The 25,040-nt window shown below is 70.2% G+C and carries 17 protein-coding genes; 6 read left to right on the forward strand and 11 right to left on the reverse strand.

What is annotated here, in order from left to right; genetic code table 11:
- Positions 1–24: 24 nt before the first annotated feature.
- The 4 genes from FXO19_RS12960 (at position 25) to clpB (ending at position 5,505) form a co-directional block, all read left to right on the forward strand.
- Positions 25–1,602: a SulP family inorganic anion transporter gene (locus FXO19_RS12960; RefSeq protein WP_149195527.1), complete on the forward strand. Its 1,578-nt coding sequence runs from the start codon at positions 25–27 to the stop codon at positions 1,600–1,602.
- A 42-nt stretch (positions 1,603–1,644) separates the two neighbouring features.
- On the forward strand, positions 1,645–2,235 hold the full coding sequence (locus tag FXO19_RS12965) for a DUF4166 domain-containing protein (protein ID WP_255516412.1): 591 nt from the start codon (positions 1,645–1,647) through the stop codon (positions 2,233–2,235).
- Positions 2,232–2,768: a lactoylglutathione lyase gene (gene gloA / locus FXO19_RS12970; protein ID WP_149195529.1), complete on the forward strand. Its 537-nt coding sequence runs from the start codon at positions 2,232–2,234 to the stop codon at positions 2,766–2,768. Before FXO19_RS12965 ends, gloA begins: the two co-directional genes overlap by 4 nt.
- A gap of 151 nt (positions 2,769–2,919) precedes the next feature.
- On the forward strand, positions 2,920–5,505 hold the full coding sequence (gene clpB / locus FXO19_RS12975) for an ATP-dependent chaperone ClpB (RefSeq protein WP_149195530.1): 2,586 nt from the start codon (positions 2,920–2,922) through the stop codon (positions 5,503–5,505).
- 63 nt (positions 5,506–5,568) lie between these two features.
- On the opposite strand, the gene FXO19_RS12980 is transcribed toward clpB, so the two are convergent.
- Together FXO19_RS12980 and FXO19_RS12985 are read right to left on the reverse strand one after the other, a co-directional pair.
- Positions 5,569–6,024: a DUF2127 domain-containing protein gene (locus FXO19_RS12980; RefSeq protein WP_149195531.1), complete on the reverse strand. Its 456-nt coding sequence runs from the start codon at positions 6,022–6,024 to the stop codon at positions 5,569–5,571.
- Between the two features lie 291 nt (positions 6,025–6,315).
- Entirely contained in the window at positions 6,316–7,593 is a 1,278-nt protein-coding gene (locus FXO19_RS12985) for an MFS transporter (RefSeq protein ID WP_149195532.1), read from the reverse strand.
- Positions 7,594–7,748: 155 nt separating this feature from the next.
- Here FXO19_RS12985 and FXO19_RS12990 point away from each other — a divergent pair, with 155 nt between their 5' ends.
- Positions 7,749–8,654: a TIGR01777 family oxidoreductase gene (locus tag FXO19_RS12990; RefSeq protein ID WP_149195533.1), complete on the forward strand. Its 906-nt coding sequence runs from the start codon at positions 7,749–7,751 to the stop codon at positions 8,652–8,654.
- 451 nt (positions 8,655–9,105) lie between these two features.
- On the opposite strand, the gene FXO19_RS12995 is transcribed toward FXO19_RS12990, so the two are convergent.
- The 3 genes from FXO19_RS12995 to FXO19_RS13005 all read right to left on the reverse strand — a co-directional run bounded on the left by FXO19_RS12995 (position 9,106) and on the right by FXO19_RS13005 (position 14,343).
- Entirely contained in the window at positions 9,106–9,876 is a 771-nt protein-coding gene (locus FXO19_RS12995; protein ID WP_149195534.1) for an SIR2 family NAD-dependent protein deacylase, read from the reverse strand.
- Positions 9,877–9,888: 12 nt separating this feature from the next.
- Complete coding sequence (gene ybaL, locus FXO19_RS13000) at positions 9,889–11,589, reverse strand: YbaL family putative K(+) efflux transporter (protein WP_149195535.1); 1,701 nt, start codon at positions 11,587–11,589, stop codon at positions 9,889–9,891.
- Positions 11,590–11,910: 321 nt separating this feature from the next.
- Positions 11,911–14,343, reverse strand: a complete 2,433-nt coding sequence (locus FXO19_RS13005; protein ID WP_149195536.1) for a TonB-dependent receptor plug domain-containing protein — start codon at positions 14,341–14,343, stop codon at positions 11,911–11,913.
- Positions 14,344–14,848: 505 nt separating this feature from the next.
- Between FXO19_RS13005 and FXO19_RS13010 the strand changes: the two genes are divergently transcribed.
- Positions 14,849–16,804, forward strand: a complete 1,956-nt coding sequence (locus FXO19_RS13010; RefSeq protein WP_149195537.1) for an ABC-F family ATP-binding cassette domain-containing protein — start codon at positions 14,849–14,851, stop codon at positions 16,802–16,804.
- Between the two features lie 309 nt (positions 16,805–17,113).
- On the opposite strand, the gene FXO19_RS13015 is transcribed toward FXO19_RS13010, so the two are convergent.
- The 6 genes from FXO19_RS13015 to FXO19_RS13040 all read right to left on the reverse strand — a co-directional run bounded on the left by FXO19_RS13015 (position 17,114) and on the right by FXO19_RS13040 (position 24,982).
- The gene (locus tag FXO19_RS13015) at positions 17,114–18,025 is read right to left on the reverse strand and encodes a PhzF family phenazine biosynthesis isomerase (protein ID WP_149195538.1); all 912 of its coding nucleotides are present in this window, start codon (positions 18,023–18,025) and stop codon (positions 17,114–17,116) included.
- A gap of 337 nt (positions 18,026–18,362) precedes the next feature.
- Positions 18,363–19,670, reverse strand: a complete 1,308-nt coding sequence (locus tag FXO19_RS19290; protein ID WP_187775776.1) for a gluzincin family metallopeptidase — start codon at positions 19,668–19,670, stop codon at positions 18,363–18,365.
- An 8-nt stretch (positions 19,671–19,678) separates the two neighbouring features.
- The gene (locus FXO19_RS13025) at positions 19,679–20,938 is read right to left on the reverse strand and encodes a metal-dependent hydrolase family protein (protein WP_223115500.1); all 1,260 of its coding nucleotides are present in this window, start codon (positions 20,936–20,938) and stop codon (positions 19,679–19,681) included.
- 56 nt (positions 20,939–20,994) lie between these two features.
- Positions 20,995–21,186 (reverse strand): hypothetical protein, encoded by a 192-nt coding sequence (locus FXO19_RS13030; RefSeq protein ID WP_149195541.1) that lies wholly within the window; start codon positions 21,184–21,186, stop codon positions 20,995–20,997.
- The gene (locus tag FXO19_RS13035) at positions 21,183–23,012 is read right to left on the reverse strand and encodes a DUF885 domain-containing protein (protein ID WP_187775777.1); all 1,830 of its coding nucleotides are present in this window, start codon (positions 23,010–23,012) and stop codon (positions 21,183–21,185) included. The genes FXO19_RS13030 and FXO19_RS13035 overlap by 4 nt, the downstream gene beginning before the upstream one ends.
- Positions 23,009–24,982 carry a S9 family peptidase gene (locus FXO19_RS13040; protein ID WP_149195543.1) on the reverse strand — a complete coding sequence of 658 codons (1,974 nt, stop codon included), beginning with the start codon at positions 24,980–24,982 and terminating at the stop codon, positions 23,009–23,011. The genes FXO19_RS13035 and FXO19_RS13040 overlap by 4 nt, the downstream gene beginning before the upstream one ends.
- Positions 24,983–25,040 lie beyond the last annotated feature (58 nt).

Below are 25,040 nucleotides of genomic sequence, written 5' to 3' on the forward strand. Positions count from 1 at the left end.
AGAGGGAGCCAATCTGGTTCGCGCATGAGCAAACCCCGCTGGTTCGTCCCCGGCGACCTCAACGGCTTCTTCGGCCTGGTGGTCGACAACCTGTCGATCCTCGGCTTCATCGCCGCGGCGCTGGTCGGCATCTTCGGGGTGCCGGCGGAAGTCGTGTTCGGGCGGACGTTTCCGGGCACGGCTTTCGGGGTGCTGGTCGGCAACCTGCTGTACACGTGGATGGCGCGGCGGCTGGCGGCGCGCAGCGGGCGCGACGACGTGACCGCGATGCCGCTCGGCCTCGATGCGCCGACCAGCATCGGCATGGCGCTGCTGGTGCTCGGGCCGGCGTTCACCGGAATGCGCGCGCAGGGGCTCGATCCGCAGGCGGCCGGCATCGCCACCTGGCAGCTGGGCATGGCCTCGCTGGTGATCATGGGCGCGCTGAAGCTCGTCCTGTCCTTCGCCGGCGACGCGATCACCCGCTGGGTGCCGCGGGCGGCGCTGCTGGGCTCGATCGGCGGTGCGGCGCTGGTGCTGCTGGGCTTCCTGCCGCTGGTCGAGACGCTACGCTCGCCGGTGGTCGGCCTGGTCACCCTGGGCCTGCTGCTGTATGCGCTGGTCGCAAAAGGACGGCTGCCGCTGCGGATTCCGGGCGTGCTGTTCGCGTTCCTGGTCGGCCTGGCGCTCTATTACGGGCTCGGCCTGGCCGGCGTGCTGCCGGGGTTCGCGCTGCCGCAGCCGTTGCCGCTGGCGCCGGTACTGCCGTGGCCGACGCTCGGCTTCCTCGACGGCCTGCCGGCGGCTGTGCCTTACCTGTCGCTGCTGCTGCCGTTCGGCCTGCTGATGGTGGTCGGTGGCATCAATGTCAGTGAAAGCGCGCGTGCGGCCGGCGACGACTATCGCACCCGCGACGTGCTGCTGGTCGAGGCGGTGTCGACGCTGGTCGCCGGCGTCTGCGGCGGCGTGGCGCAGACCACGCCGTATATCGGCCAACCGGCCTACAAGCACATGGGCGCGCGCAGCGGCTACACGCTGCTGACCGGCTTGTTCATCGGCCTGGGCGGCATGCTCGGCATCGTCTCGGGGCTGGTGCAGTGGCTGCCGCTGGCGGTGCTGGCGCCGATCATCGTCTACGTCGGTGTCGACATCTCGGTACAGGCCTTCCACAGCACCCGCCGCGAGCACGCGATCGCGGTGGCGCTGGCGTTCCTGCCGGCGGTGGCCTACCTGCTGACGATCAAGTTCGGCAATCCGGCCTGGATCGCGCCGGAGCGGTTGGCCGAACTGTACGCCTCGGCCGACGGCCACGGCCTGCCGGAGCTGGCGACGATCGTGGTGCTCGGCAACGGCTTCATCATCACCGCGATGCTGTGGGCGACCACGCTGGTGGCGATGATCGACGCCCGCCCGTGGCGTGCGGTCAGCTGCCTGCTGCTGGCCGCGGCGCTGACTGCGTTCGGCATCATCCACTCGGCGCATCCGCATGGCGCCATCTACCTGCCGTGGGAGCTCGAGGGCCTGCGCCGCACCATCGCCTGGCAGTTCGCCGGCGCCTACGCCGCGCTGGCGGTGGTGCTGGGCCTGCTGGCGTTGCAGCCCCCGCGTTCCCCGGCGCGCTGAGCAGGCGCTATGCTGCGCGCCCGCACGCCACCAGGTTCCGCGATGTCCCCGACGCTGTTCCAGACCCTGCTCGGCGCGCCGTTCTACACGTTGCCGGATGCGGTGCGCCTGCTGCATTCGAGCCATGGCCGCCGGCGCATGGCCGGGCGTGCCACGATCGACGGCGGCAGCAACCCGCTGGCGCGCCTGTGTGCACGGATCGCCGGGCTGCCGCGTGCGGGCAACGACGTGCCGGTGACCGTCGAGTTCATCGCCGATACCGCAGGCGAGCGCTGGCATCGTGATTTCGCCGGCATGCGCATGTCCTCGCAGCTGCGCGCGCGTGGCGGTCGGCTGCTGGAGCGTCGTGGGCCGTTGCAGTTCCGTTTCCTGCTGCACGTCAACGACGGCATGCTGTTCTGGAACACGGCAGGGGTGCGCCTGTTCGGCATCCTGCCGTTGCCGTCGTGGCTGTTCGCCGAGGTCGGCTGCTGCGAACGCGAGCACGAGGGGCGCTACGAGTTCCTGGTCGAGGCGGTGCTGCCGCTGATCGGCCGGGTGGTGCGCTACGAGGGCTGGCTGCTCCCGGACGACGACGCCGATACGCCGGACTCGCCGATAATGCCGGTCCCACGACCGGAGCCGATCCCATGACCGCACAGACCCGCGGCGAACTCGCCGCCGTTCCGGGCGTCGCCGCCATCCGCGACGCCGCGACCCGCGATTTCGTCTTCAATCACACCATGCTGCGGATCAAGGATCCGCAGGCCTCGCTGGATTTCTACACCCGCGTGCTGGGCTTCACGCTGGTGCGCAAGGTGGATTTCGAGCAGGCGAAGTTCTCGTTGTATTTCCTGGTGCTGGCCGAAGACGGCGACGACATTCCCGACGGCGACGAGGCGCGCCGACAGTGGCTGGCGCGCCAGCGCGGGGTGCTGGAGCTGACCCACAACCACGGCACCGAGTCCGAGCCCGGGCCGGTCTACCACGACGGCAACCGCGAACCGCGCGGGTTCGGCCACATCTGCGTCAGCGTGCCGGACATCCGCGCCGCCTGCGCACGCTTCGAGGCGTTGCAGGTGCCGTTCCAGAAGCGCCTGAGCGACGGCAGCATGAAGAGCATCGCCTTCATCAAGGACCCGGACGGCTACTGGGTCGAGATCATCCAGCCAGCGCCGCTGGCTTGAAAGCCGGGATTGGGGATTCGTGATTCGGGATTCGCAACGGCGCCGTCGCGCGGCAGTCATCACCATCGGCGCCTTGATTCCGCCCTGTCTGGCCCGCATCTGCAGGACATTGCCGGGACCTTGACCCGGCTCCGAGCTGGAGAATCAGCCAATGCGGATGGACAAGCTCACCTCGCGCTTCCAGCAGGCGATCGCCGATGCGCAGTCGCTGGCGGTCGGGCGCGACAACAACCTGATCGAACCGGTGCACCTGCTGGTGGCGCTGCTGGACCAGTCCGGCGGCGGCACCCGGCCGCTGCTGTCGCAGGCCGGGGTCAACGTGCCGCTGCTGCGCGAGCGCCTGGGCGAGATTCTGGAGAAGCTGCCGAAGGTGTCCGGCCAGGCCGGCAACATCTCGGTCGGCAACGACCTGGGCCGCCTGCTCAACGTCACCGACAAGCTGGCGCAGCAGCGCGGCGACGCCTACATCGCCTCGGAGCTGTTCCTGCTGGCCGCACTCGAGGACCGCGGCGAGGCGGGCCGGGCGCTGCAGGCGGCAGGCGCCGACAAGACCCGGCTGGGCGCGGCGATCGACGCCATGCGCGGCGGCGAGAAGGTGCAGGACGAGAACGCCGAGGAAGCGCGGCAGGCGCTGGAGAAGTACACCATCGACCTGACCGCGCGCGCCGAGAGCGGCAAGCTCGACCCGGTGATCGGCCGCGACGAGGAGATCCGCCGCACCGTGCAGGTGCTGCAGCGGCGCACCAAGAACAATCCGGTGCTGATCGGCGAGCCCGGCGTGGGCAAGACCGCGATCGTGGAAGGCATGGCGCAGCGCATCGTGAATGGTGAAGTGCCCGAGGGCCTGCGCGGCAAGCGCGTGCTGTCGCTGGACATGGGCGCGCTGATCGCCGGCGCCAAGTTCCGCGGCGAGTTCGAGGAGCGCCTGAAGGCGGTGCTCAGCGACCTGGCCAAGAACGAGGGCCAGATCATCCTGTTCATCGACGAACTGCACACCGTGGTCGGCGCCGGCAAGGCCGAAGGCTCGATGGACGCCGGCAACATGCTGAAACCCGCCCTCGCGCGGGGCGAGCTGCACTGCATCGGCGCGACCACGCTCGACGAGTACCGCAAGTACGTCGAGAAGGACGCGGCCCTGGAGCGCCGCTTCCAGAAGGTGTTCGTCGGCGAGCCGAGCGTGGAGGACACCATTGCCATCCTGCGCGGACTCAAGGAGAAGTACGCCGTGCACCACGGGGTCGAGATCACCGATCCGGCGATCGTCGCCGCGGCCACCCTGAGCCACCGCTACATCGCCGACCGCCAGCTGCCGGACAAGGCCATCGACCTGATGGACGAGGCCGCAAGCCGCATCCGCATGGAGATCGACTCCAAGCCGGAGGAGCTCGACCGCAAGGAGCGTCGCCTGATCCAGCTCAAGATCCAGCGCGAGGCGCTGAAGAAGGAGAAGGACGCTGAGTCGAAGCAGCGCCTGTCCGACCTGGAAACCGAGATCGAGGCGCTGGAACGCGAGTACAACGACCTGGAAGAAGTGTGGAAGGCCGAGAAGGCCACCGTGCAGGGTGCGACGAAGCTCAAGGAGCAGATCGAGCAGGCGCGCCTGGAACTGGAGGCCGCGCAGCGCAAGCAGGACTACACGAAGATGAGCGAGATCCAGTACGGCCGCCTGCCGGAACTGGAGAAGCAGCTGGCCGCCGCGCAGGAGGCCGAGACCCAGGGCTTCACCCTGCTGCAGGACAAGGTCACCGCCGAGGAGATCGCCGAGGTGGTCGCGCGCTGGACCGGCATCCCGGTTTCGAAAATGCTCGAAGGCGAGCGCGACAAGCTGCTGAAGATGGAGGAGGCCCTGCACGGGCGCGTGGTCGGCCAGGACGAGGCGATCAAGGCCGTCTCGGATGCGGTGCGGCGTTCGCGCGCCGGGCTGTCGGATCCGGACCGTCCCAGCGGCTCGTTCCTGTTCCTCGGTCCGACCGGCGTGGGCAAGACCGAGCTGTGCAAGTCCCTGGCGGAGTTCCTGTTCGACAGCAACGACGCCATGGTGCGCATCGACATGAGCGAATTCATGGAGAAGCACGCTGTCAGCCGCCTGGTCGGCGCGCCGCCGGGCTACGTCGGCTACGAGGAAGGCGGGTATCTCACCGAGGCGGTGCGGCGGCGGCCGTACAGCGTGATCCTGCTCGACGAGGTGGAGAAGGCGCACCCGGACGTGTTCAACATCCTGTTGCAGGTGCTCGACGACGGCCGCCTGACCGACGGCCAGGGCCGCACGGTCGACTTCCGCAACACCGTGATCGTGATGACCTCCAATCTCGGCAGCCAGATGATCCAGGAGATGGGCGGCGACGACAGCCCGGAGGCGTACACGCAGATGAAGGCTGCCGTGCTCGGCGTGGTGCAGTCGCATTTCCGCCCGGAGTTCATCAACCGGCTCGACGACATCGTCGTGTTCCACCCGCTCGACAAGCCGCAGATCAAGGCGATCGCGCGGATCCAGATGCGCGGGCTGGAAAAGCGCCTGGGCGAGCGTGGCATCCGCCTCGATATCTCGGAGCAGGCCCTGGAGCTGCTCGGCAACGTCGGTTTCGACCCGGTCTACGGCGCGCGGCCGCTCAAGCGCGCGATCCAGCAGCAGCTGGAGAACCCGCTGGCGCAGCAGATCCTGTCCGGCGGGTTCGGCAGCGGCGATACGGTCGCGGTCGAGGCCGAGGGCGGAAGGCTGGTGTTCCGCAAGGCTTGAAACCGACCAGGGCCGCCACGCCGGCGCTATTTCGGTTTCCCGTGCATGGGTTCAGTTGTCCGGTCACGTGCCCGGCCGATGGATCTCGAGCCTGACCGCCAGTATTGCGGCAACCGCCAGGTTGAACACGAGCAGGGCGGAACTCGAAATACCGGGATGCCTGATGGCCGCCAGGACATCGAGCGGCAGATAGGCAGCGACCGAAAGCAGGCCCAGCCAGATCGCCCAGTCCATGTTCCGCCAGAGGCCCCAGCCTTCGACCAGGCGGAAGGCCGCGTACAGGCCGCACAGCATCGCAACGATATCCAGATCCCGGTGATCGACATGCCGATCGATCCAGGCGAACGGGCCTTGAGTACGTCCGATGTGAAGCCTGGCTGCGAGGTGTTCGAGGACGTGGTGCAGTCTGCCCGGGCCGAGCGCGAGGAGTCCGGACGCCAGCAACAGGGCGGCGCCTCCCTTGGCCCATTCGAACATCGCGATCGTGCGTAGTGAAGCGGATGCAGCGGAGACGGGCATGGCCTCTTCCTGTAGGTGGCGGGGCTGTCACGGCGTGGGTTGCCTGGTCGACAGCCCGGACAACCGAGAAGGATCCGAATCCGATTGTCCATGGTGAGTGAAAAGCCCGAGCTGATGCATGTCGGAAGCAGGGCTGCGCAATGCAGCCTGCTCCAACGCCGCGCTTGACAATGTAGTGCGTGCGCTCCGATCCCGAATGCGTAGAGCCGAGCTTGCTCGGCTGCTCCTAGCTCCGGAGCCGAACGCAGCGCACAAGCTGCGCTCTACGGATGGGATCGACAGCCGCATACGCTATCGTTCCGGCCGCTGCGCGGACGACGCGTCGCTGTCGCTGTCGCTGCCGGGCCCGGCGTCCGGCTGTTCCGCCAGCATCCCCAGCGATGCCGGCGTCGTGCGCAGCATCGCGAAGAACGGCGCCCCCGGCGTATGGCTAAGGCGGTGCGCCCGATAGCGATAGCCGGCGTACACCGCCAGGCTCCCCTGCAGCAGTGCGAACCAGCCAAACAACGCGGCCGGCGCCAGCGTCGACATCAGCAGGCCGGCCACCAGCGGCCCGAGCGCCGCGCCAATGCCGTTGATCAGCAGCACGCTGCTGCTGGCCGCGAGCACGTCCTCGGGAGGCAACTGGTCGAGCAGGTGCGCGACCAGGATCGGATAGGCCGAGAACGCCATGCCGCCATAGAGAAAGATCAGTCCCCAATACATGCCCGCGAACGGCATCGGGATCGGGATCAGCACGGCGAACACGCAGGCCGCCGCGCACGCCAGCGCCAGCGCGAAACGCCGGTCGTGGCGGTCCGAAAGCCGTCCCAGCGGCCATTGCAGAGCGGCGCCGCCCAGGATCACCACGCTCATCGACATGCCGATCTCGGGGGCATCCATGCCCTGGCGGCTGAAGTACACCGGCAGCAGCCCCCACAGCGAACCCATCGCCAGACCCGAGAACAGCGCGCCGACGCCGGCGGTGGGCGCCACGGCAAGCAGCCGCCGCAGTTGCAGACGCGGCGTTGGCTGCAGCTGCGGCTGCGCCTGCCGCGTCAGCAGCACCGGCAGGCTGGCGGTACAGACCAGCAACGCCGCCAACACGAACAGCGTGAAGTCCGCGCCGCCCTCGACGTGCAACAGCTGCTGCGCCAGCGCCAGCGCCCCCAGGTTGACCGCCATGTAGATCGCGAACACCTGTCCGCGCTGCTGCGGTTCGGTCTGTGCGTTGAGCCAGCTCTCGATCACCGTGTACAGGCCGACCAGGGCGGCGCCGAGCACCAGCCGCGCGAGCAGCCACACGACCGGATCGACGCTCAGCGTATGCAGCAGCACCCCGCAGGCGCAGCATGCGGTGTAGAACGCGAACGCGCGGATGTGGCCGATGCGACGGACCAGCGACGGCGCGGCGAAGGTGCCGAGGAAGAAGCCGGTGAAGTAGGCCGAAGTGAGCCCGCCGATCAGCGCGTCGGAGTAGCCCATCTGGCTGCCGCGCAGCGGAATCAGCGTGTTGAGCAGGCCGCTGCCGAGCAGCAGCAGGGCGACGCCGGACAGCAGGGACAGGATGGGCCGCAACAGGCTCAGCATGGTGCCCGAGCCTAACGCGGCGGCGGCGGCCTGGCTGTGATCCGATGTGAAGATCGGCCGTAACGGCGAGTTGACCGGCGATCTGCTGCAATGTGCGTCGCGGCTGGCGAACCCTGATGAGCGGGATTCCATTCTGTCGGTGCGGGAGGTGGCGCATGCGGGTGCTGATCGCGGGTGGTAGCGGCTTCCTCGGCTCGGCGCTGAGCGAACGGCTCGTGCACGACGGCGCCGCGGTGACCTGGCTGTCGCGCACGCCGGGCAAGACACGCGCACCGGACGCCATCGAGGTGCGCGGATACGACGCGCTCGCCCCCGAGGATGCCTGGGACGCGGTGGTCAATCTGGCCGGCGCCGGTATCACCGACCGGCGCTGGAGCGAGGCGCGCAAGCGCGAACTGATCGACAGTCGGCTCGGGCCGACGCGGACGCTGCTGGACTGGATGCGCACCTGCATCGACAAGCCGAGGGTGCTGCTGAGCGGCTCCGCGGTCGGCTGGTACGGCGACCGCGGCGACACGCCCTTGACCGAGAGCAGCGACTTCCATGACGAGTTCGCGCATCGGCTGTGCGCGCAATGGGAGGCGGCCGCGCTCGAGGCGGAGGCGATGGACGTGCCGGTGGTGTTGTTGCGCACCGGCATCGTCCTGCACCCCGACGGCGGCATGCTCAAGCGGCTGCTGCCGCCGTTCCGACTGGGGCTGGGCGGGCGCCTCGGGGACGGCACGCAGGTCCTGAGCTGGATCGCGCGCGAGGACTGGGTGAAGGCCGTGCGTTTCCTGATCGGGCTGCATCTGGACGACGCGGCGTCCGCGGGGCCGCGCGGCGTCTTCAATCTGACCGCGCCCGCACCGGTCACCAACGCGGAATTCACGGCTGCGCTCGCGCACGCCGTCGGAAAGTCGGTGTTCTTGCCGGTGCCGGCGCCGGCGCTGAAACTCGGTTTCGGCGAGATGTCGACGCTGCTGCTCGACGGGCAACGGGTGTTGCCGAAGCGGCTGGCGGAAGCGGGGTTCGAGTTCCGGCATCCGCAGCTGGCGCCGTACCTGCGATCACTGCTGTAGCGTTGAGACACAACGCACCGGCTTTCCCCGATTTCCGGATCGACATGGCAGGCGACGATCGCCAAACGCAGCGCACAGGGCCTCCGCCGTAGGAGCGCGCCATGCGCGCGATACCGCGGGCATTTCGCCGCCCACGAATTCCGGTGACCGGCGCGCGTGCCGGTCCGGAATCGCGGCATCCATCGGATCCTGCCGATACCCGAGGCATCGCGCGCATGGCGCGCTCCTACGAAGGGGCGGTTCTCCGCGAGGAGTTCCCGGGCATCCGCATGGCAGGCGATGCATCACTGGATGCAGCGCTCGGGGCTTCGCCGTAGGAGCGCGCCATGCGCGCGATACCGCGGGCGTTTCGCCGCCCGCAAATTCCGGTGACCGGCGTGCCTGCCGGTCCGGAATCGCGGCCTCCACCGGATCCTGCCGATACCCGCGGCATCGCGCGCATGGTGCGCGCCTACGAAGGGCGTTTCGCCAGGAGTTCCCGGGCATCCGCCCGCGGCGAGCCCCGCAACAGCGCGATCAGCCGCTGTATTCCCCGGCTCGCCGGCAACCGCCAGGCGGCGTCGGCCTGTGTGGAAAGGCCGGTGGCGTCCGGGTTGATCTCAACCACCGGCGAGCCCCGCAACAGCGCGATCGCGGGCAGGGCGGCGGCGGGGTGCACCAGCCCCGAGGTGCCGACCACCAGCAGCAGGTCGCAGGCGGCGATCGCTTCTTGCGCGGCGTTCCAGGCGTCGTCCGGCAGGGCTTCGCCGAACCACACCACGTCCGGGCGCAACCGGCCGCCGTCGCAGTGCGCGCAAGCTGGCGGCTCCTCGCGCGCACCGTCGTCGGTGGGTAGCGGTGCGGCGACGATCGGGTCCGGAACGGTGCGCGCGCCGCAATCGGAGCAGCGCGAGGACAACAGCCGGCCGTGCAGATGCAGTACGCGTGAGGAGCCGGCGCGTTCATGCAGGTCGTCGACGTTCTGGGTGATCACGGTGACCGCGTGCCCGAGCGTTTCCAGTGCGGCGATGCCGTCGTGACCGGCATTGGGGCGCGCCTGCCGCACGCGCGCGGCGCGCCATCGGTACCAGCCCCAGACCAGCGCCGGGTCCTCCCGGAAGGCGCTCGGCGTCGCCAGCCGCTGCGGGTCGAAGCGCGCCCATAGGCCGGTGAGCGCATCGCGGAACGTCGGAATGCCGCTTTCGGCGGACATGCCGGCGCCGGTGAGCAGGACGATGCGCATCTTCCTCCGTGCTCAGCCCGGTGCCGTCGGTGTCGGCGTCGCGCCGGCGCGCGCAGGGCGGTACGGTGGCGTCGACATCACCATCTCCGACAACGAATAGGCCAGTTCGCGTTCGGCCAGTACCGCGGCGTCGGCGCCGTGCGCGAGCAGGTGCTTCACCTCGCCGTCGCTGTGGGCGCGGGCGAGGATGCTCAGTTCCGGATTGATCTGGCGCAGCCGGGCGATGGTTTCGCCCGCCTCCAGCGCGCGCGGAATGGCGAAGATCGCCATCCGCGCGCGCGCCGGCAGCGCTTCGGCCATCACCGCTTCCGAAGCGACATTGCCGCGAACGGCAAGCAGTCCCGCCTGGCGCGCCTTCGCGACCAGGTCGACATCCTCCTCGACCACCACCAGCGGCACGCCGCGCGCCTGCAGCAGGCTGGCCAGCTGGCTGCCGACGCGGCCGTAGCCGATCAGGATGGCGTGCCCGTCGACGTCCAGCGGCGGCACCTTGGGCGCGGGCGGACGCAGTGCCGCGGCCCGCGCGTCCTCGCGCGCCTGCCAGCGGTCGAGCAGGGTGAAGATGAAGGGATTGACCACGATCGACAGCAGCGCGCCGGCGATGATCAGGGCGTGGCCGTCCGCCGGCAGGATCTCCAGCGACAGTCCGAGTCCGGCGAGGATGAAGGAGAACTCGCCGATCTGCGCCAGGCTCGCGGAGATGGTCAGGGCGGTGGAGTTGGGCTTGCCGAACAGGCGCACGATCGCCCACGCCGCCGCCGACTTGCCGAACACGATGATCAGGAAGGTCGCGAACACTTCCAGCGGACGCTCGAGCACGATCGCCGGATCGAACAGCATGCCGACCGAAACGAAGAACAACACCGCGAACGCGTCGCGCAGCGGCAGCGAATCGGCGGCCGCCTTGTGGCTGAACTCCGACTCGTTGAGCAGCATGCCGGCGAAGAACGCGCCGAGCGCGAACGACACGCCGAACAGCTCGGCGGCGCCGAACGCCACGCCCATCGCGATCGCCAGTACGCCGAGGGTGAACAGCTCGCGCGAGCCGGTGCCGGCAACGCGCTCGAGGATCCACGGGATCACCCGGCGCCCGACCAGCAGCATCAGCGCGACGAAGGCGCCGACCTTGAGCAGGGTGACGAGCAAGGTGCCGGAGAGACTGCGGCCGCCGTCGGCATCCTGGCCGCCGAGCGCGCCGGACAGCGCCGGGATCAGCACCAACGCCAGCACCATCGCCAGGTCCTCGACGATCAGCCAGCCGACCGCGATCCTTCCGCGTTCGCTCTCGATCAGGCGCCGATCCTCGAGCGCACGCAACAGCACCACCGTGCTCGCCACCGACAGCGCCAGGCCGAACATCAGCGACGCGCCGTGCGACCAGCCGAGATACTCGCCCAGCGCAAGGCCCAGCAGCGTGGCGACCGCGATCTGGGCGATGGCGCCGGGCAGCGCGATCGCCTTCACCGCCATCAGGTCGCGCAACGAGAAGTGCAGGCCGACGCCGAACATCAGCAGGATCACGCCGATCTCCGCCAGCTGCGGCGCCAACGCCTGGTCGGCGACGAAGCCGGGCGTATACGGGCCGGCGACGATGCCGGCGACCAGATAGCCGACCAGCGGCGACAGCCGCAGGCGCTGGGCGATCAGTCCGAACACGAACGCGAGCACGAAACCGACGCATAGCATGGAGATCAGCGAGATGTCGTGCGGCATCTGGGCTCCGGAGGGCTAACTCCTCTCCCCCGCTCGCGGGGAGAGGTTGGGTAAGGGGCGACGGAGCCGAATGCAGGCCGGAGCCGGAAAGATCGAGTGGCGGGAGATTCGCGGTCTCTGCCTCATTCGAGTTGACCCAACCCCCGGAAGCCGACCGGCGCCGGTTTCCCCCTCACCCCAGCCCTCTCCCCCGCGAGCGGGGGAGAGGGGGTTAGGCATGCCGTCGCCGGATCGTGCTCGGGGGAACGGCGACATGGTGGCACAGAAGAGATGACGCCCGGATCGATCCGGGCGTCGTCGCAGCTCCGCGCCGGTCGCCGCTTACCAGCGGTAGCCGACCCTGCCGTAGGCGAAGGCGCCGTTGAAGCCGAACGGCGAGGCCGCGCTGTAGGGCAGCTGGCCGGCGCTGGAGTTGGCGAAGATCACCTCGTCTGGATAGGCATCGAACACATTGTCGGCGCCGATAGTGAAGTCCCAGCCGCCGACGGCGTAGGCGGCCGAGACGTCGAGCGTCCACTCGGCGCCGAAGGTCTGATCGAGATCGGGATCATTGTTGAGGACCTCGAACTTGCCGTAACGCGTCGCCGCGGCCGAGAGCGTCCACGGCCCGCTGTTCCAGACGCCGGACAGGAAGAGCTTGTCGGACGGCGCGCCCACCGTGACCCGGCCCTGCTCGACACGGCCGATGCGATTCAGATCGAGATCGCCGGTTTCCAGCTCCGGCGGGTTGGGGGCGATGCGCTGGATGTCGGTGTCGTTGTAGTTGAACCCGGCGGTGAAATCCAGATTGCCCGCATCCAGTGTCCAGCGGTAGGTGCCGACCAGGTCGACGCCGCGGGTGCGGGTGTCGATGGCATTGGTGAAATAGCGGCCGCCGTTGACGCCGAAGATGCCGCGAGCTTCGAGGAAGGTGCTGACCAACCGCCTCAGGGCCGGGTCGGGATTATCGGGGTCGTCAACCAGGTTCTCCGACAGGATGATCCGGTCGTCGATATCGATCTGGTAAGCGTCGATGGTGATGTACAGCGCTTCGGCCGGCTGCAGCACCAGGCCGAGGCTGAGGTTGGTCGATTCCTCGGCCTTGAGCGGCTCGGCGCCGAGGGCGATCGCCACCGGATCGTCGACCGCGAAGGTGCTGACCTCGAACGGCACGCCGCCGATGAAGTTGGTCGAGATGGCCTGGAAGTGCTGCTGTTGCAGCGACGGCGCGCGGAAACCGGTCGAGACGGTGCCGCGAAGCGCAACCGCATCGCTGAAGGCATAACGCGCCGACAACTTGCCCGAGGTGGTGCTGCCGAAGTCGCTGTAGTTCTCGTAGCGCGCCGCCAGACCGGCACTGAAGCGGTCGCTGAAATCGGCCTCGGCGTCGACGTAGAACGAGTAGCTGTGACGATCATGCTGGCCGGCGTTCGACGGGCGGAACCCCGGTAAGACCTGCGCACCGGGCGGCGCGCGGCCGCCGTCGGGCAAGGTCAGGTTGCCGTCGGCATAGGAGGCAGGATCGCCCGGGCTTTGGTTGAACTTCTCGCCGCGCCATTCAGCGCCCCAGGCGAACGCCAGCGGATACTCGAGCCCGACATCGAGCATTTTGTTGAAGTCAAGGTTGAGCACGTTCTGGCTGACCTCCAGCGCACCGGAGTGGAAGTCGGTGGGCGTGTCCGGACCAAGGCTGCGGTTGAGGCTGTTCTCGACGTCGAAGGTCAGGTGGTTGATGCCGTGGTTGAAGCTGATGTCAATCCCGGTGCCGCCCGCGGTAGTGCCGCGCAGGCCGATCACGCCGGCGCGATCGTCGGCAATGTTGCGGATCCGCGGCAGGAAGCCCTCGGGATAGATCTCCGGGATGTTGCGGTTGTCGCCCGCGGGTCGATAGAAGCCGTTGGAGAGCGCGTCGCGCTTGCTGTAGGTGCCGAAGGAGTAGAACACCACGCCCTCGGCCGGGCTGAACTCGGCGTTGTAGGAAACCGCGCGGCTGTCGACTTCGGGATCACCATAACGCTGCACCACCGTGCCCAGCGGCGGTGAAATCGCCGTGGGCGTGCCCTGGAACGGCCTGGCGCGATCGGTCTGGTCCTGGTGTCCGGCCTGCGCTGCCAGGTGCAGGAAGCCGGCTTCGCCCAGGGCGATGCCGCCGTCGCCGGAGAGCTGGACCTGCTCGCCGTCGCCGGCGCTGTACTGGCCGTAGCGCGCGGCGATGCTGCCGCCGGCGTCGCTGCCCTTGAGCACGATGTTGATGACGCCGGCGATGGCGTCGGAGCCGTACTGCGCCGAAGCGCCGTCGCGCAGCACCTCCACGCGCTCGATCGCGGCGATCGGGATGGCATTGAGATCGACCGGCGAGGAGCCGCGGCCCTGGCTGCCGTTGAGGTTGATCAGCGCGGTGGTGTGGCGGCGCTTGCCATTGACCAGCACCAGCACCTGGTCGGGGGCGAGGCCGCGCAGCTGCGCCGGTCGCACCGCGTCGGTGCCGTCGGTGATCGCCGGGCGCGGGAAGTTGAGCGAAGGCAACGCCCGCGACAGCGCGGTGGCCAGTTCCACCGTGCCGGTGGACTCCAGCGTTTCCGGGGAGATGATGTCGATCGGCGACGCGGACTCGGCGACCGTGCGGTCGGCGACGCGGGTGCCGGTGACGATCAGGGTGTCGAGGGTGGTGGCGCGATCGCGCGGCGCGGGTTCGTCCGCGGTGGGCGACTGCGCCAGTGCGGCGGGGGAGGCGAGCGCCAGGGCGAGGGCAAGCGCGAGGGGGCGGCGTTGCATGAGGGGGGAGGCTCCTTTGCTGATTGTGTTGTTTCGGAGGGGGGTCACCTCGCTGTAACAGTTCAGCCTGAACGGGTCAACGGTTACATCCTCAACTGCCCGGCGGATGGCCCGCAGCGCGAAACGGCGCACGTGTTGGCGAACGGGTGATGGCCGCACGCTCGCTCCGCTCCCTCTCCCCGCTTGCGGGGTGAGGAGGGCCGCTTGCGCGCCACTGGCACGTGGCCCGCCGAACGCCCATCGGCTATGTCGATGGGGCCGGGATGCGAAGCGAGGGGTAAGGCGAGGGGCAGCGCCGGAGACGAGGATGCCTGGCTACCGAGTCGATTCGAACGAGGCCGCTGAATACTCCAGCACTCGATCTTTCCAGATTCTCGACGGCATCCGGCGCCGTCGCCCCCTCACCCCAGCCCTCTCCCCCGCGAGCGGGGGAGAGGGAGCAGGGCGCGGCTGCCGCATCATGAGGGAAGTGCCGCCGCGCCGGACGTAATAGAATGGGCGGTCCATGATTGCCTTCCGTAATTTCGCCCTGCGCCGCGGCGAACGCCTGCTGCTGTCCGACGTCGACCTGGCCCTGCACGCGGGCTGGCGGCTCGGCGTGGTCGGCCGCAACGGCACCGGCAAGTCGTCGCTGTTCGCGGCGATCCGCGGCGAGGTCGAGGCCGACCGCGGCGACCTGGACGTGCCGAACCGCGTGCGCATCGCCAGCGTCGCGCAGGAAACGCCCTCGCTGCCCGATGCGGCCATCGACTTCGTGCTGTCCGGCGACGTCGAGGTGGCCGCGGCGCTGCGGGCCGAATCCGAGGCCACCGCCGCCGAGGACTGGGAGGCGGTGGCGGAGGCGCATCATCGCCTGGCCGAACTCAACGGTTACGACGCCACCGCACGCGCCGGCAAGCTGCTGCACGGCCTCGGCTTTACGGCCGATGCCCATCAGCGGCCGGTGAGCGCGTTCTCCGGCGGCTGGCGCGTGCGCCTGAACCTGGCGCGGGCGCTGATGATGCCCAGCGACCTGCTGCTGCTCGACGAGCCCACCAACCATCTCGACCTGGACGCGGTGCTGTGGCTGGAGCAGTGGCTGCTGAAGTACCCGGGCACGCTGCTGCTGATCTCGCATGACCGCGAGTTCCTCGACAACGTCGCCACCCACACCCTGCACCTGCACGACGGCAAGGCCAAGCTCTACGTCGGCGACTACACCGCGTTCGAGCGCCAGCGCTCCGAACACCTGCGTCAGCAGCAGATCGCGCACGAGAAGGAGCAGGCCGAGCGCGCGCACCTGCAGAGCTTCATCGACCGCTTCCGCGCCCAGGCCACCAAGGCCCGGCAGGCGCAGTCGCGGATCAAGCGGCTGGCCAAGCTGGCCGGGACCGAGGCGGTGCGCGCCGAGCGCGAGCTGCGCATTGAATTGCCCGTCCCGCAGAAGCTGCCGCACGCGCTGCTGCGGCTCAATGGCGCCCGTTGCGGCTATGCAGCGAAGGGCGGTGATTCGTCATTCGTGATTGGTGATTCGAAACAGCAAGGGCTTCCTGCTTCTTCGAATCACCAATCACCCATCACCCATCACGACGCCGTCGTCCTCGACGGCGTCGGCTTTGGCCTCGAGCCCGGCGATCGCATCGGCCTGCTCGGCGCCAACGGCGCCGGCAAGTCGACCCTGGTCAAGTCGCTGGTCGGCGAACTGCCGCTGCTGGCCGGCGAGCGCGCCGCGCACCCGGACCTGTGCATCGGCTACTTCGCCCAGCACACCGTCGAGGCATTGAAGGCGGGCACCTCGCCGATCGACCATCTGCGCGAACTGGCGCCGGACACCGCCGTCCAGGCGTTCCGCGACTTCCTCGGCAAGTGGAACTTCCCCGGCGACCGCGCCTTCGAGTGCATCGACAACTTCTCGGGCGGCGAACGCGCGCGGCTGGCGCTGGCGCTGATCGCCTGGCGAAAGCCCAATGTGCTGCTGCTCGACGAGCCCACCAACCACCTCGACCTCGACATGCGCGAGGCACTGGCCGAGGCGCTCAGCGACTACGACGGCGCCATCGTGCTGGTCTCGCACGACCGGCACCTGATCGGCCTGGTCTGCGACAGCTTCTGGCGCGTGGCCGACGGCGTGGTGCAACCGTTCGACGGCGACCTCGACGCCTACGCGGCCTGGCTGCGCAGCCGCCCCGGTGACGACCGCGGTGCGAAATCCGCGGTGGCGGCCACGCCCGCCGCCGCACCGGCGAAACCCGCCGCGGCGAAGCCGAAGGTCAATCCACACCGGCTGGCGCGGGCCGAAGCGCGTGTCGCCGAACTGGAGGCGGAACTCGCCGCGGTGGAGGCCGAGCTGGCCGACCCGGCGGCCTATGTCGGTGATGCGCCGCGTGCCGCCCGGCTGGGCCAGCGCCAGCGCGACCTGCACGCGGCGCTGGAGACGGCCGAAGCCGAGCTGCTGGCGCTGTATGGGGCCGACGTCGCCTGAGCGCCGCCACGCCGGCCCTCCGCCTGCCTTTGTAGGAGGGGCTTCAGCCCCGACCACGCCAGGCAAACGCATCGGCGGTGACCATGATGAACGCGCTGCCGCGCTTTGCGAAGAGAAACAACGGCAAGAGGCCTGCCGCGACTTCGCGGGTCGGGGCTGAAGCCCCTCCTACAGGGATGACGGGCATGGAACGCGAATGTCGAGTCGCCATCGGCACGCGCGACGCGCGCCTGTTCCCTGCGCATGGCCAGCGCCCGCCGCAGTCTCTGGTGCCGCTCGGCGAAGGCGTGCAGCCGAGCAAGCTCGGCTCTAGGAAGGCGTGCCGATCGGCGCGTCGCGCTCGCCGAGCACCGCCCGGCCCTCGATGGTCACGGCGACGGGCGCGCCGTCGTCGACCCGCACCGTGACGTCGACATGGCCGTGGCGTCCGTCGCCCGCGCGCTGGCGTGCACGGAGGCGCGCCTCACCGTTGCGCGCGGCGAGCAGGCCGTAGCGCACCAGATAGGCGCCGAGCGGCCCGTTGGCGTTACCGGTGACCGGGTCCTCGTCGATCCCGATCGCCGGCGCGAACATGCGGCCGTGGCTGCCGGCGTCGTCATCGTCGGCGGTGTCGAGCGTGAACACGAAATAGCCGTTGCTGCCCACCTGCGGGCTCAGCGCCGCCAGTCGCGGCAGGTCCGGCTGCAGCGCGCGCAGGCGGGCATGGCGTTCCAGGCCGATCATCAGTTTCCCGTGGCCGGTGGAGACGACCTGCAACGGACAGCGAAAGTCGAGGTCGCCGGTGTCCACGCCCAGCGCCGCCAGTACCTGCCGGACCAGCTCCGGGGCGAGCGGCGGCGCGAATTCGGGCGGGCGCTGGGCGATCCGGACGACGGTGTCGTCGCCGTCGCGCAGGGTGTCGACGAGCTGCACGCCGGCGCCGGTCAGCTGGCGCCGGGCCCCGGCCGGTGCGCCCTCCAGCGCCAGCGCGTAGTGCGCGGCGACGGTGGCGTGGCCGCAGACCGGGACTTCATGACTGGGGGTGAAGAAGCGCAGGTACAGGTCGTGATCGTCGCCCAGCGGCGGCAGCACGAATGCGGTCTCGGAATGACCGAGTGCGTGCGCGATTGCCTGCATGCCGGCCTCGTCCAAACCCGAGGCGTTGGTGACCACGCCGGCGCGATTGCCTTGTCCGGGCTCGGTGGTGAAGGCATCGATCCTGTAGATCCTCAGGTCATCCATGTGCTCGACGATCATGTGGTCGGCTGTCCGTGCGTGGAAGGGTGCCTATCGTAGGCAGGTCTTGGCGCCGGCCGCATCGTCGCCAACGAGCCGGCACCCCCTGCCCGGACGACTTCGAGGGCAAGCCGCTGATCATGCACGTGCGCGGCTGCGACCCTTCCGCGCGCGAACTGCAGGTGCCGTTCCACGTCGGCGACGACCGCGCGCCCTGGCTGCTGACCCGCACCGATACCGGCCTGCGACGCAAGCACCACCGCCACGAGGACCGCAGGACCACCTGGCGCGGCACCGCAGCCAAGCTGCGCCGGCTGCGTCGTCGCCAACGGGCCGGCGTCCGCTACGGCACGTCCGCGTCCGCTTCGTCATCCGTGCCGAGCGGTCCGTCGCGGCGCAGCGCCGCGTCGAAACCGGCCGCGGCGTCCGCACCCGCCTCGGCGGCCAGTGCCTGCAGGAACTGCGCGGTCTCGCGCGGCGGGTCGCGACCCAGGGTCGCCAGTGTCCGGTCCAGGGCGGCACGGCCGACCGCCTCCTCCAGTTCGAACAGCAGCAGCGGTCCGCGCCGGTACAGCTGGTCGGCGCTCGGGCGGCCGTGGCCGATCACCGGGCCGGCGGCCTCGCCGCGCTCGCGGATGCGCTCGATCAGCCGTTGCGCGTCGGCGATGCCGAAGGTCGCCTCGACGTAGCGGATCGCGGCGTACTCGGCCACCGACTCGGACATCCAGTAGTGCTCGCTCATCGCATCGGCCGGCGACCACCAGGCGTGGGCGAACTCGTGGGCGATGTGGCGGGCGGGGTTGGCCTCGGGGAAATCCTCCTTCGCCGCCTCGCGCCCGGCCGCACCGCCGTCGGAGAGCACCATGTACCCGGAACGCACGTAGCTCATGGTCTGTTCGCGCGAGAGCAAGACGATGCGGAACGGCTCGCGCAGCGGGCCGAACCAGGCCTGGAAGAATTCCCCCGCCTGCGCCGCGTGCTTGCGGAACAGAGCGGTGAGCACGCCGTCGGGGTCGGTGGCGTGGAACTCGGCGCCCGAGAGGGTCTCGCGCTGCAGCCCGCGCGCGGCGATCAGCGGCAGGTCGATGTCCGGCCGCGCGCGGATCATGCGCACCGTACCGTCGTCCGCACGTGTCAGCGTTCCCTGCGAGACCGCCACGTAGTCCGCAGGAATGCCCTGGAAGGTGGCGTCGACGGTGAACTGCAGGCTGATGTCCTCACGTACCGGGAACCACATGTTGTCGACCGAGAGCTCGATCCGGTCCTCCGCGAACGCCGCCACGCTGTTTGGTCCTCCGGTCAGCGGCCCGGAATAGTCCAGCTCCAGGCGCGCCGGACCCTGCGCGGCGAATTGCGCGGTGATCTTCTGCAGGCCGGGGAACGGCTGGTCGGTCGCGGCGATCGCCACATTGCCGCCGGTGCCGGCGTCGGCGCGATCGATCGCGAAGCGCTCGCCGAGCAGGAACGACATCGGCGCGGCGGCCGCCTCGGCCGTCAGCTCGATCGCCACGCGCGCGTGCAGCGTGCCGTCGGCATCGATCCGCGCCTGCAGCGTGTAGTGCGCCGGCGCGATCTCCGGCGCGGTGGTGTCCGCGCGCGCGGGCCCGGCGACCAGCGTCAGTGCCGCCAACACGATTCCCCAGCCTTGCATGTGACCTCCTAGTGGTCCTTGTGGATGACGCCGGCCTTCATCACCAACCGCACCCGCCGCAGCACGGTCACGTCCTGCAGCGGATCGCCGTCGACCGCGACCAGGTCGGCGGCCATGCCCGGGGCGAGGCGGCCGACCTCGTCCGCCAGGCCGAGATGCGCGGCGGCGTTCACCGTGGCGGTGCGGACCGCCTCCAGCGGGGTCAGCCCGGCCGCGACCAGCAGCCCGAACTCGCGGGCGTTGTCGCCGTGGCGGCTGACGCCGGAATCGGTGCCGAAGGCGATCGGCACGCCGGCGGCGTGCGCCCGCCGCGCCATCGCCAGCATTGCTGGGCCGACCGATGCGGCCTTGGCCTTCGCCGCCGGACCGAGGAACGAATCGGGGTCGGCCGCCCAGCCGGCGACGGTGTCGCCGGCCAGCAGCGTCGGCACGAGCCAGGCGCCGTTGCGCTTGAACAAGGCGACCGAGTCGTCGTCCAGCCAGGTGCCGTGCTCGATCGCGTCGCCGCCGGCGCGCAGGAACGCGTTGACGCCGGCGGTGCCGTGCGCATGCGCGGTGACGCGGCGGCCGAGCGCGTGCGCGGTGTCGACGATGGCCTGCAGCTCGGCGTCGGTGAACTGCTGGTCGACGCCGGCATCGGCGTCCGAGAGCACCGCGCCGGTGGCGACGATCTTGATCAGGTCGGCGCCGCGCTGGACCTGCTGGCGCACCAGACGCCTGCAGTCGCCGGCGCCGGAGCACAGGTTGGGCCGCTGCAGCGCGCGGGTGACGTCGTCGCGGTAGCCGAACAGGTCGCCCTCGCCGCCGTGCGGGCTGAGCACGTTGCCGGCGGCGAGGATTCGCGGTCCGGGCAGCTTGCCGGCGGCGATGCCATCGCGCAGGGCGAAGATCGCCTCGTTCTCGGCGCCGAGGTCGGCGACCGTGGTGAACCCGGCATCGAGGGTGCGGCGCGCGAACTGCACGCCGTTGATGGCGAGGTCCGCGGCGCTGCGCACCGTGCGCAGCAGCTTGTCGTCGGGACCGTTCTCGTGGCCCAGGTGCACGTGGCTGTCGATCAGGCCGGGCAGCACGAAGCGGTCGGACAGGTCGATGGTTTCGCCTGGCGTACCGACGAAGCCATCGCGCAGGTCGACGACCCGCCCGTCCTCGACCACCACCGTCATCCGCGACAGCACCCGGCCGCTGGCCGGATCGGCCAGCAGGCGGCCGGCATGGATGTAGCGCGGCCCGTCGTGCGCCGGCGGCGAGGCGAAGGCGGGGGCGAGCACCAGGCAGGCTGCTAGCGCGAGCCAGAGCCCTAGCGCACGAGCGGGCCCGCGGCGCGTCATTCGGCGGCCTCCGCGGCGGAGAGGGCGCGGAAGTCCGCCCCGGTCTCCGCCGCGAGCCATATCAGCGCGGCCCAGACGGCGATGTTCTGGTCGAGGTCCGTGCGGTCGAGAGTAGCGGCGGCGAGCAGCGCGGCCAGCCAGCACAGCAGCGGGAACTCCGACCGCATCCGGCACCGGACTGGATTCATCCTGGATCTCCCTGTTGCAGCCGCTGGTCGACCCACCCATCGACCACTTCGCCCAGCAGCGGTAACGGCAGTGAACCCTCGCCCAGCAGCGCATCGTTGAAATCGCGCAGCCGGAAGTCTGCCCCGAGTTCGCGTCGCGCCCGCGCCTGCAGTTCGACCAGGCTGCGCTTGCCGAGCTGGTAGGCGGTGGCCTGGCCCGGGGTCACCAGGTAACGCCGGACCGCGATGGCGTTGGCGGGCGCCGCGTCGAAGGTGTTGTCGTCCAGCCAGCGCAGTGTCCGCTCCGGGCTCCAGCGGCGTGCATGCAGGCCGGTGTCGACTACCAGCCGGCCGGCACGCATCAGTTCGCTCGACAGCCGCCCGAAGTCCTGCCACGGGTCCTCGTACAGCCCGAGCTCGAGCGGAAGCTGTTCGGCGTACAGGGCCCAGCCCTCGCTGAAGGCGGTATAGCCGCCGTGGCGGCGGAAGTCCGGCAGGTTCTGCAGCGAGGCGGACAGCGAACGCTCGAGGTGGTGGCCGGGCACGCCCTCGTGGCAGGCGAGGGCGGTGAGCTCGTGGCGGGGCAGGTTGCCCATGTCGCGCAGGTTGTAGCGCACGATCCCCGGGCGCGCGCCGTCCTGCGACGGCGGGAAATAGCCGGCGATGCCGGCCGAGACTTCCAGCCATGGTTCCACCCGCCGCACCTCGACCCGGGCCGGTGGCCGGAACCCGGTCAGCGCGTCGAGCCGTGCGGACACCGCCTCGATGACCGCTCCGGCGGCGGCCAGGTAGTCGCTGCGCCCGGCATCGGTATCGGGATAGCGGGCATCGGGGTCGGCGCGTACCCGGTCGATCAGCTCGCGCAGCGTGCCGCGATGGCCGAGGCGTGGCGCCAGCGCGCGGATCTCGCCGTGCAGGCGCGCGGTCTCCTCCAGGCCGATGGCGTGCACGCGTTCCGGATCGAGTGCCAGGGTCGATTCGATGTGCAGCATCGCCGCGTAGTAGGCATCGCCTCGCGGCAGCGCCCAGACGCCGGCGGCCGCCGGAGCGTCGCGTTGCGCCGCCTGCAGCCAGGCGATGAGCCGGCGGAAGCCGGGGGCGAAGCCGTCCTGCATCGCGGCGACGGCGTCGCGCCGCAGCGCATCCGCGCCCTCGAGCCCCGCGGCCGCGAGCTTGGCGTCGAAGTCGGCGAGGATGGCATTGTCGCCCTCGCCGTCGAAGGGAGCCCCGCGCAGCAGCCGCGTGCAGGTATCGACCACGGGCGCCAGCGTGGAGGTGGGCGGGCAGACGCCGGCCGCCTGCTGTTCGCGCAGGCCGTCCACCACCTGCCGCAGATAGCCGTCCACCCCGCGCAGGCGCTCGATGTAGGCCTGTGCGTCCTCGCGGCTGGCGATGGGGTGCCGGTCGATCAGGGTCTGCGGCACGATCCGCTGCGGCCCGCGCATCTGGCAGACCGGGTAATGGTGGCTGCGCCAGCGCAGCCGGCGCAGCGCCTGCTCGGTGTCGTAGCGGAACAGGCGATGATCGAGCCACGCGGCCTGCGGCAGGGCGCCCGGGTCGATGGCGCGCAATTCGGAGAGGTCACTGCGCAACAGGTCGATGTCCTCCTGCCGGTGCTGCGCGCCGACATCGTCCCAGCGGTGATGGTCGGTGTGCAGCCCCAACGACGCCTGCAGCAGCGGACTGCGGCGCAGGCGCCGCGCGAAGCTGCGCTCGAACAGTTCGGCCAGTCGCCGGGACGGCTCGGCCCCGTCGCCGCCAAGTACGGGCAGCGCCGCAAGCGCGGCGCCCGCGGCGGCCCCGGCGAGAAAGCCGCGGCGGCTGAGGTTGGGGCCCGATGTGGTCACTGCCGTCCTGCGGTCTCGCCGTCCGTCGTGGCCGGTTGCGGATCCGGAGCCGGCGGGGGCGCCGCGTCGCGCACATGGCGGTCGAGGAACTCGCGGATGGTGCGATAAGCCACGACCTGGTTGGCCTTTTTGCGGAAGCCGTGGCCCTCGTCGGGAAATACGACGTATTCGACCGGCACGCCGTTGGCCCGCACCCGCTCGACGATGTCCTCCGACTCCACCGGCAGCACCCGCGGATCGTTGGCGCCCTGCAGCACCAGCAGCGGCCTGCGGATGTTGCCGGCGTGGAAGGCCGGCGAGATCGCCTCGAAGCGCTCCGGCTCGGCTTCCCAGTCTCCCATCTCGCTCTTGAGCAGGCGGCGCAGGTCCTCCCACCAGTCCGGCGTGTTGGCCAGCAGCCGCGTCCAGTTGGAGACCCCGTAGATGTTCACCCCGGCAGCGAACACGTCGGGCCGGAACGCCAGCGCCGCCAGTGCCATGAAGCCGCCGTAGGAGCCGCCCATCACTGCGATGCGGTCCGGATCCACCAGGCCGGTGTCGATCAACATCTGCCGGGAGGCGACCACGTCGTCGAGATCGGCCTCGCCGTGGCGGCCGTCGTCGAGATGGTAAAAGGTCTTGCCGGACCCGGAGGAGCCGCGGTTGTTGATCTCGTAGACCACGTAGCCGTGGTTGACCAGGTACTGGACCATCGGCTTGAAGCCGATCCTGCTCTCGCCGCCCGGCCCGCCGTGTACCCAGATCGCGGCCGGGCGCGTCTCGTCCTCGACAATGCCCTTGGGCACGTAGAGGATGCCGGGCACGATCACCCCGTCGTGGGAATGGAAGCGCACCACCCGCCCTGGCACCAGGTCGCCGGCGGGGATGCCGGGCGGTAGCGAATCGACCAGGCGGACGGGCGCATCCGCGCCGGCCGGGTACAGGCGCAGGTCGCCGGGCATGTCGCCCGCGCTCTCGACCGTGGCGATCGCGCCCGTGGGGGACAGCGCGAACCCAGCGACCGTCGCCGGCGCCGCATCCAGTACCCGCTGCCGCTCCAGGGTCTCGGCGTCGAACAGATGGACCACGGTGCGCGCGTCGTGGTTGACGAACGCGGCCAGGCGCTCGCCATCGGAGGACAGCCGCGCGCCGGTGACGTCCCAGTCGACGGCAAGGACCGGGGTGCGTTCGCCGCTCTCGAGGTCGAGGCGCTCGAGGCGGCTGAACTCGCGGTCTTCGTCGCTGGTGAGGAAGAGATGTCGGCCGTCGCGGGAGAATTCCTGCGGCACGCAGGCGATCCTGCGGCCGGCCTCGTTCAGGCGCCGCATCTTCGCGCTGTCGACCTCGTAGACGAAGCAGTCGGTGTGGGCGTTGTCGTGGATCCGGCTCAGCGCCACCAGGCGGCGGTCGCCGCTGACCGCATGCATCTGGTAGGCGTCGTTATTGGTGAACAGTCGCCGGCGCGTGTAGTCCGTGGTCGAGTACTCGTACAGGTCGAAGTGGCGCCGATCGCGCTCGTTGGTGGCGGCGAAGAACGACGCGCCGTCCGGAGCCCAGGCGATGAACCGCGCCTTGAGGCGCTCGCCGGGGGTCAGGTCGCGGGTGGCGCCATCCGGCTCGCGGACGAAGAGGTGGTACAGCTCGTCGCCGCCGCGGTCGCTGGCGTAGAGCACGCGCTCGCCGTCGGGAAACCAGCCGATCGCCATCACCGTCTCGTCCGAGTCGGTCAGCGCTTCGGCGGCGCCGCCGGCCGCCGGCATCACGTACAGGTTGGCCACCCCGCTGCGCTTGCTGGTGAACAGCAGCCGCGCGCCGTCGGGCGAGAAGTCCAGCCCGCCGATCTCGTCGAACGCCATCAGCTGCTCGATGTCATGGCGCGGCGGCGGCGCCGCGATGGCGTCTGCGGTGGCGGCGACCTCGGCCGAGGGCGATGGCGAACACGCCGGCAGCAGCGTCAGCGACAGCAGGGCGATGGGGAGCAGATGTTTCAACAGGCGATCCTCGATGCACGGAGGCGGCCGGCCATGGGCGGCGCGCCGGGTGGTCGCA

Source organism: Luteimonas suaedae, from assembly GCF_008312895.1.
Lineage (GTDB): Bacteria > Pseudomonadota > Gammaproteobacteria > Xanthomonadales > Xanthomonadaceae > Luteimonas > Luteimonas suaedae.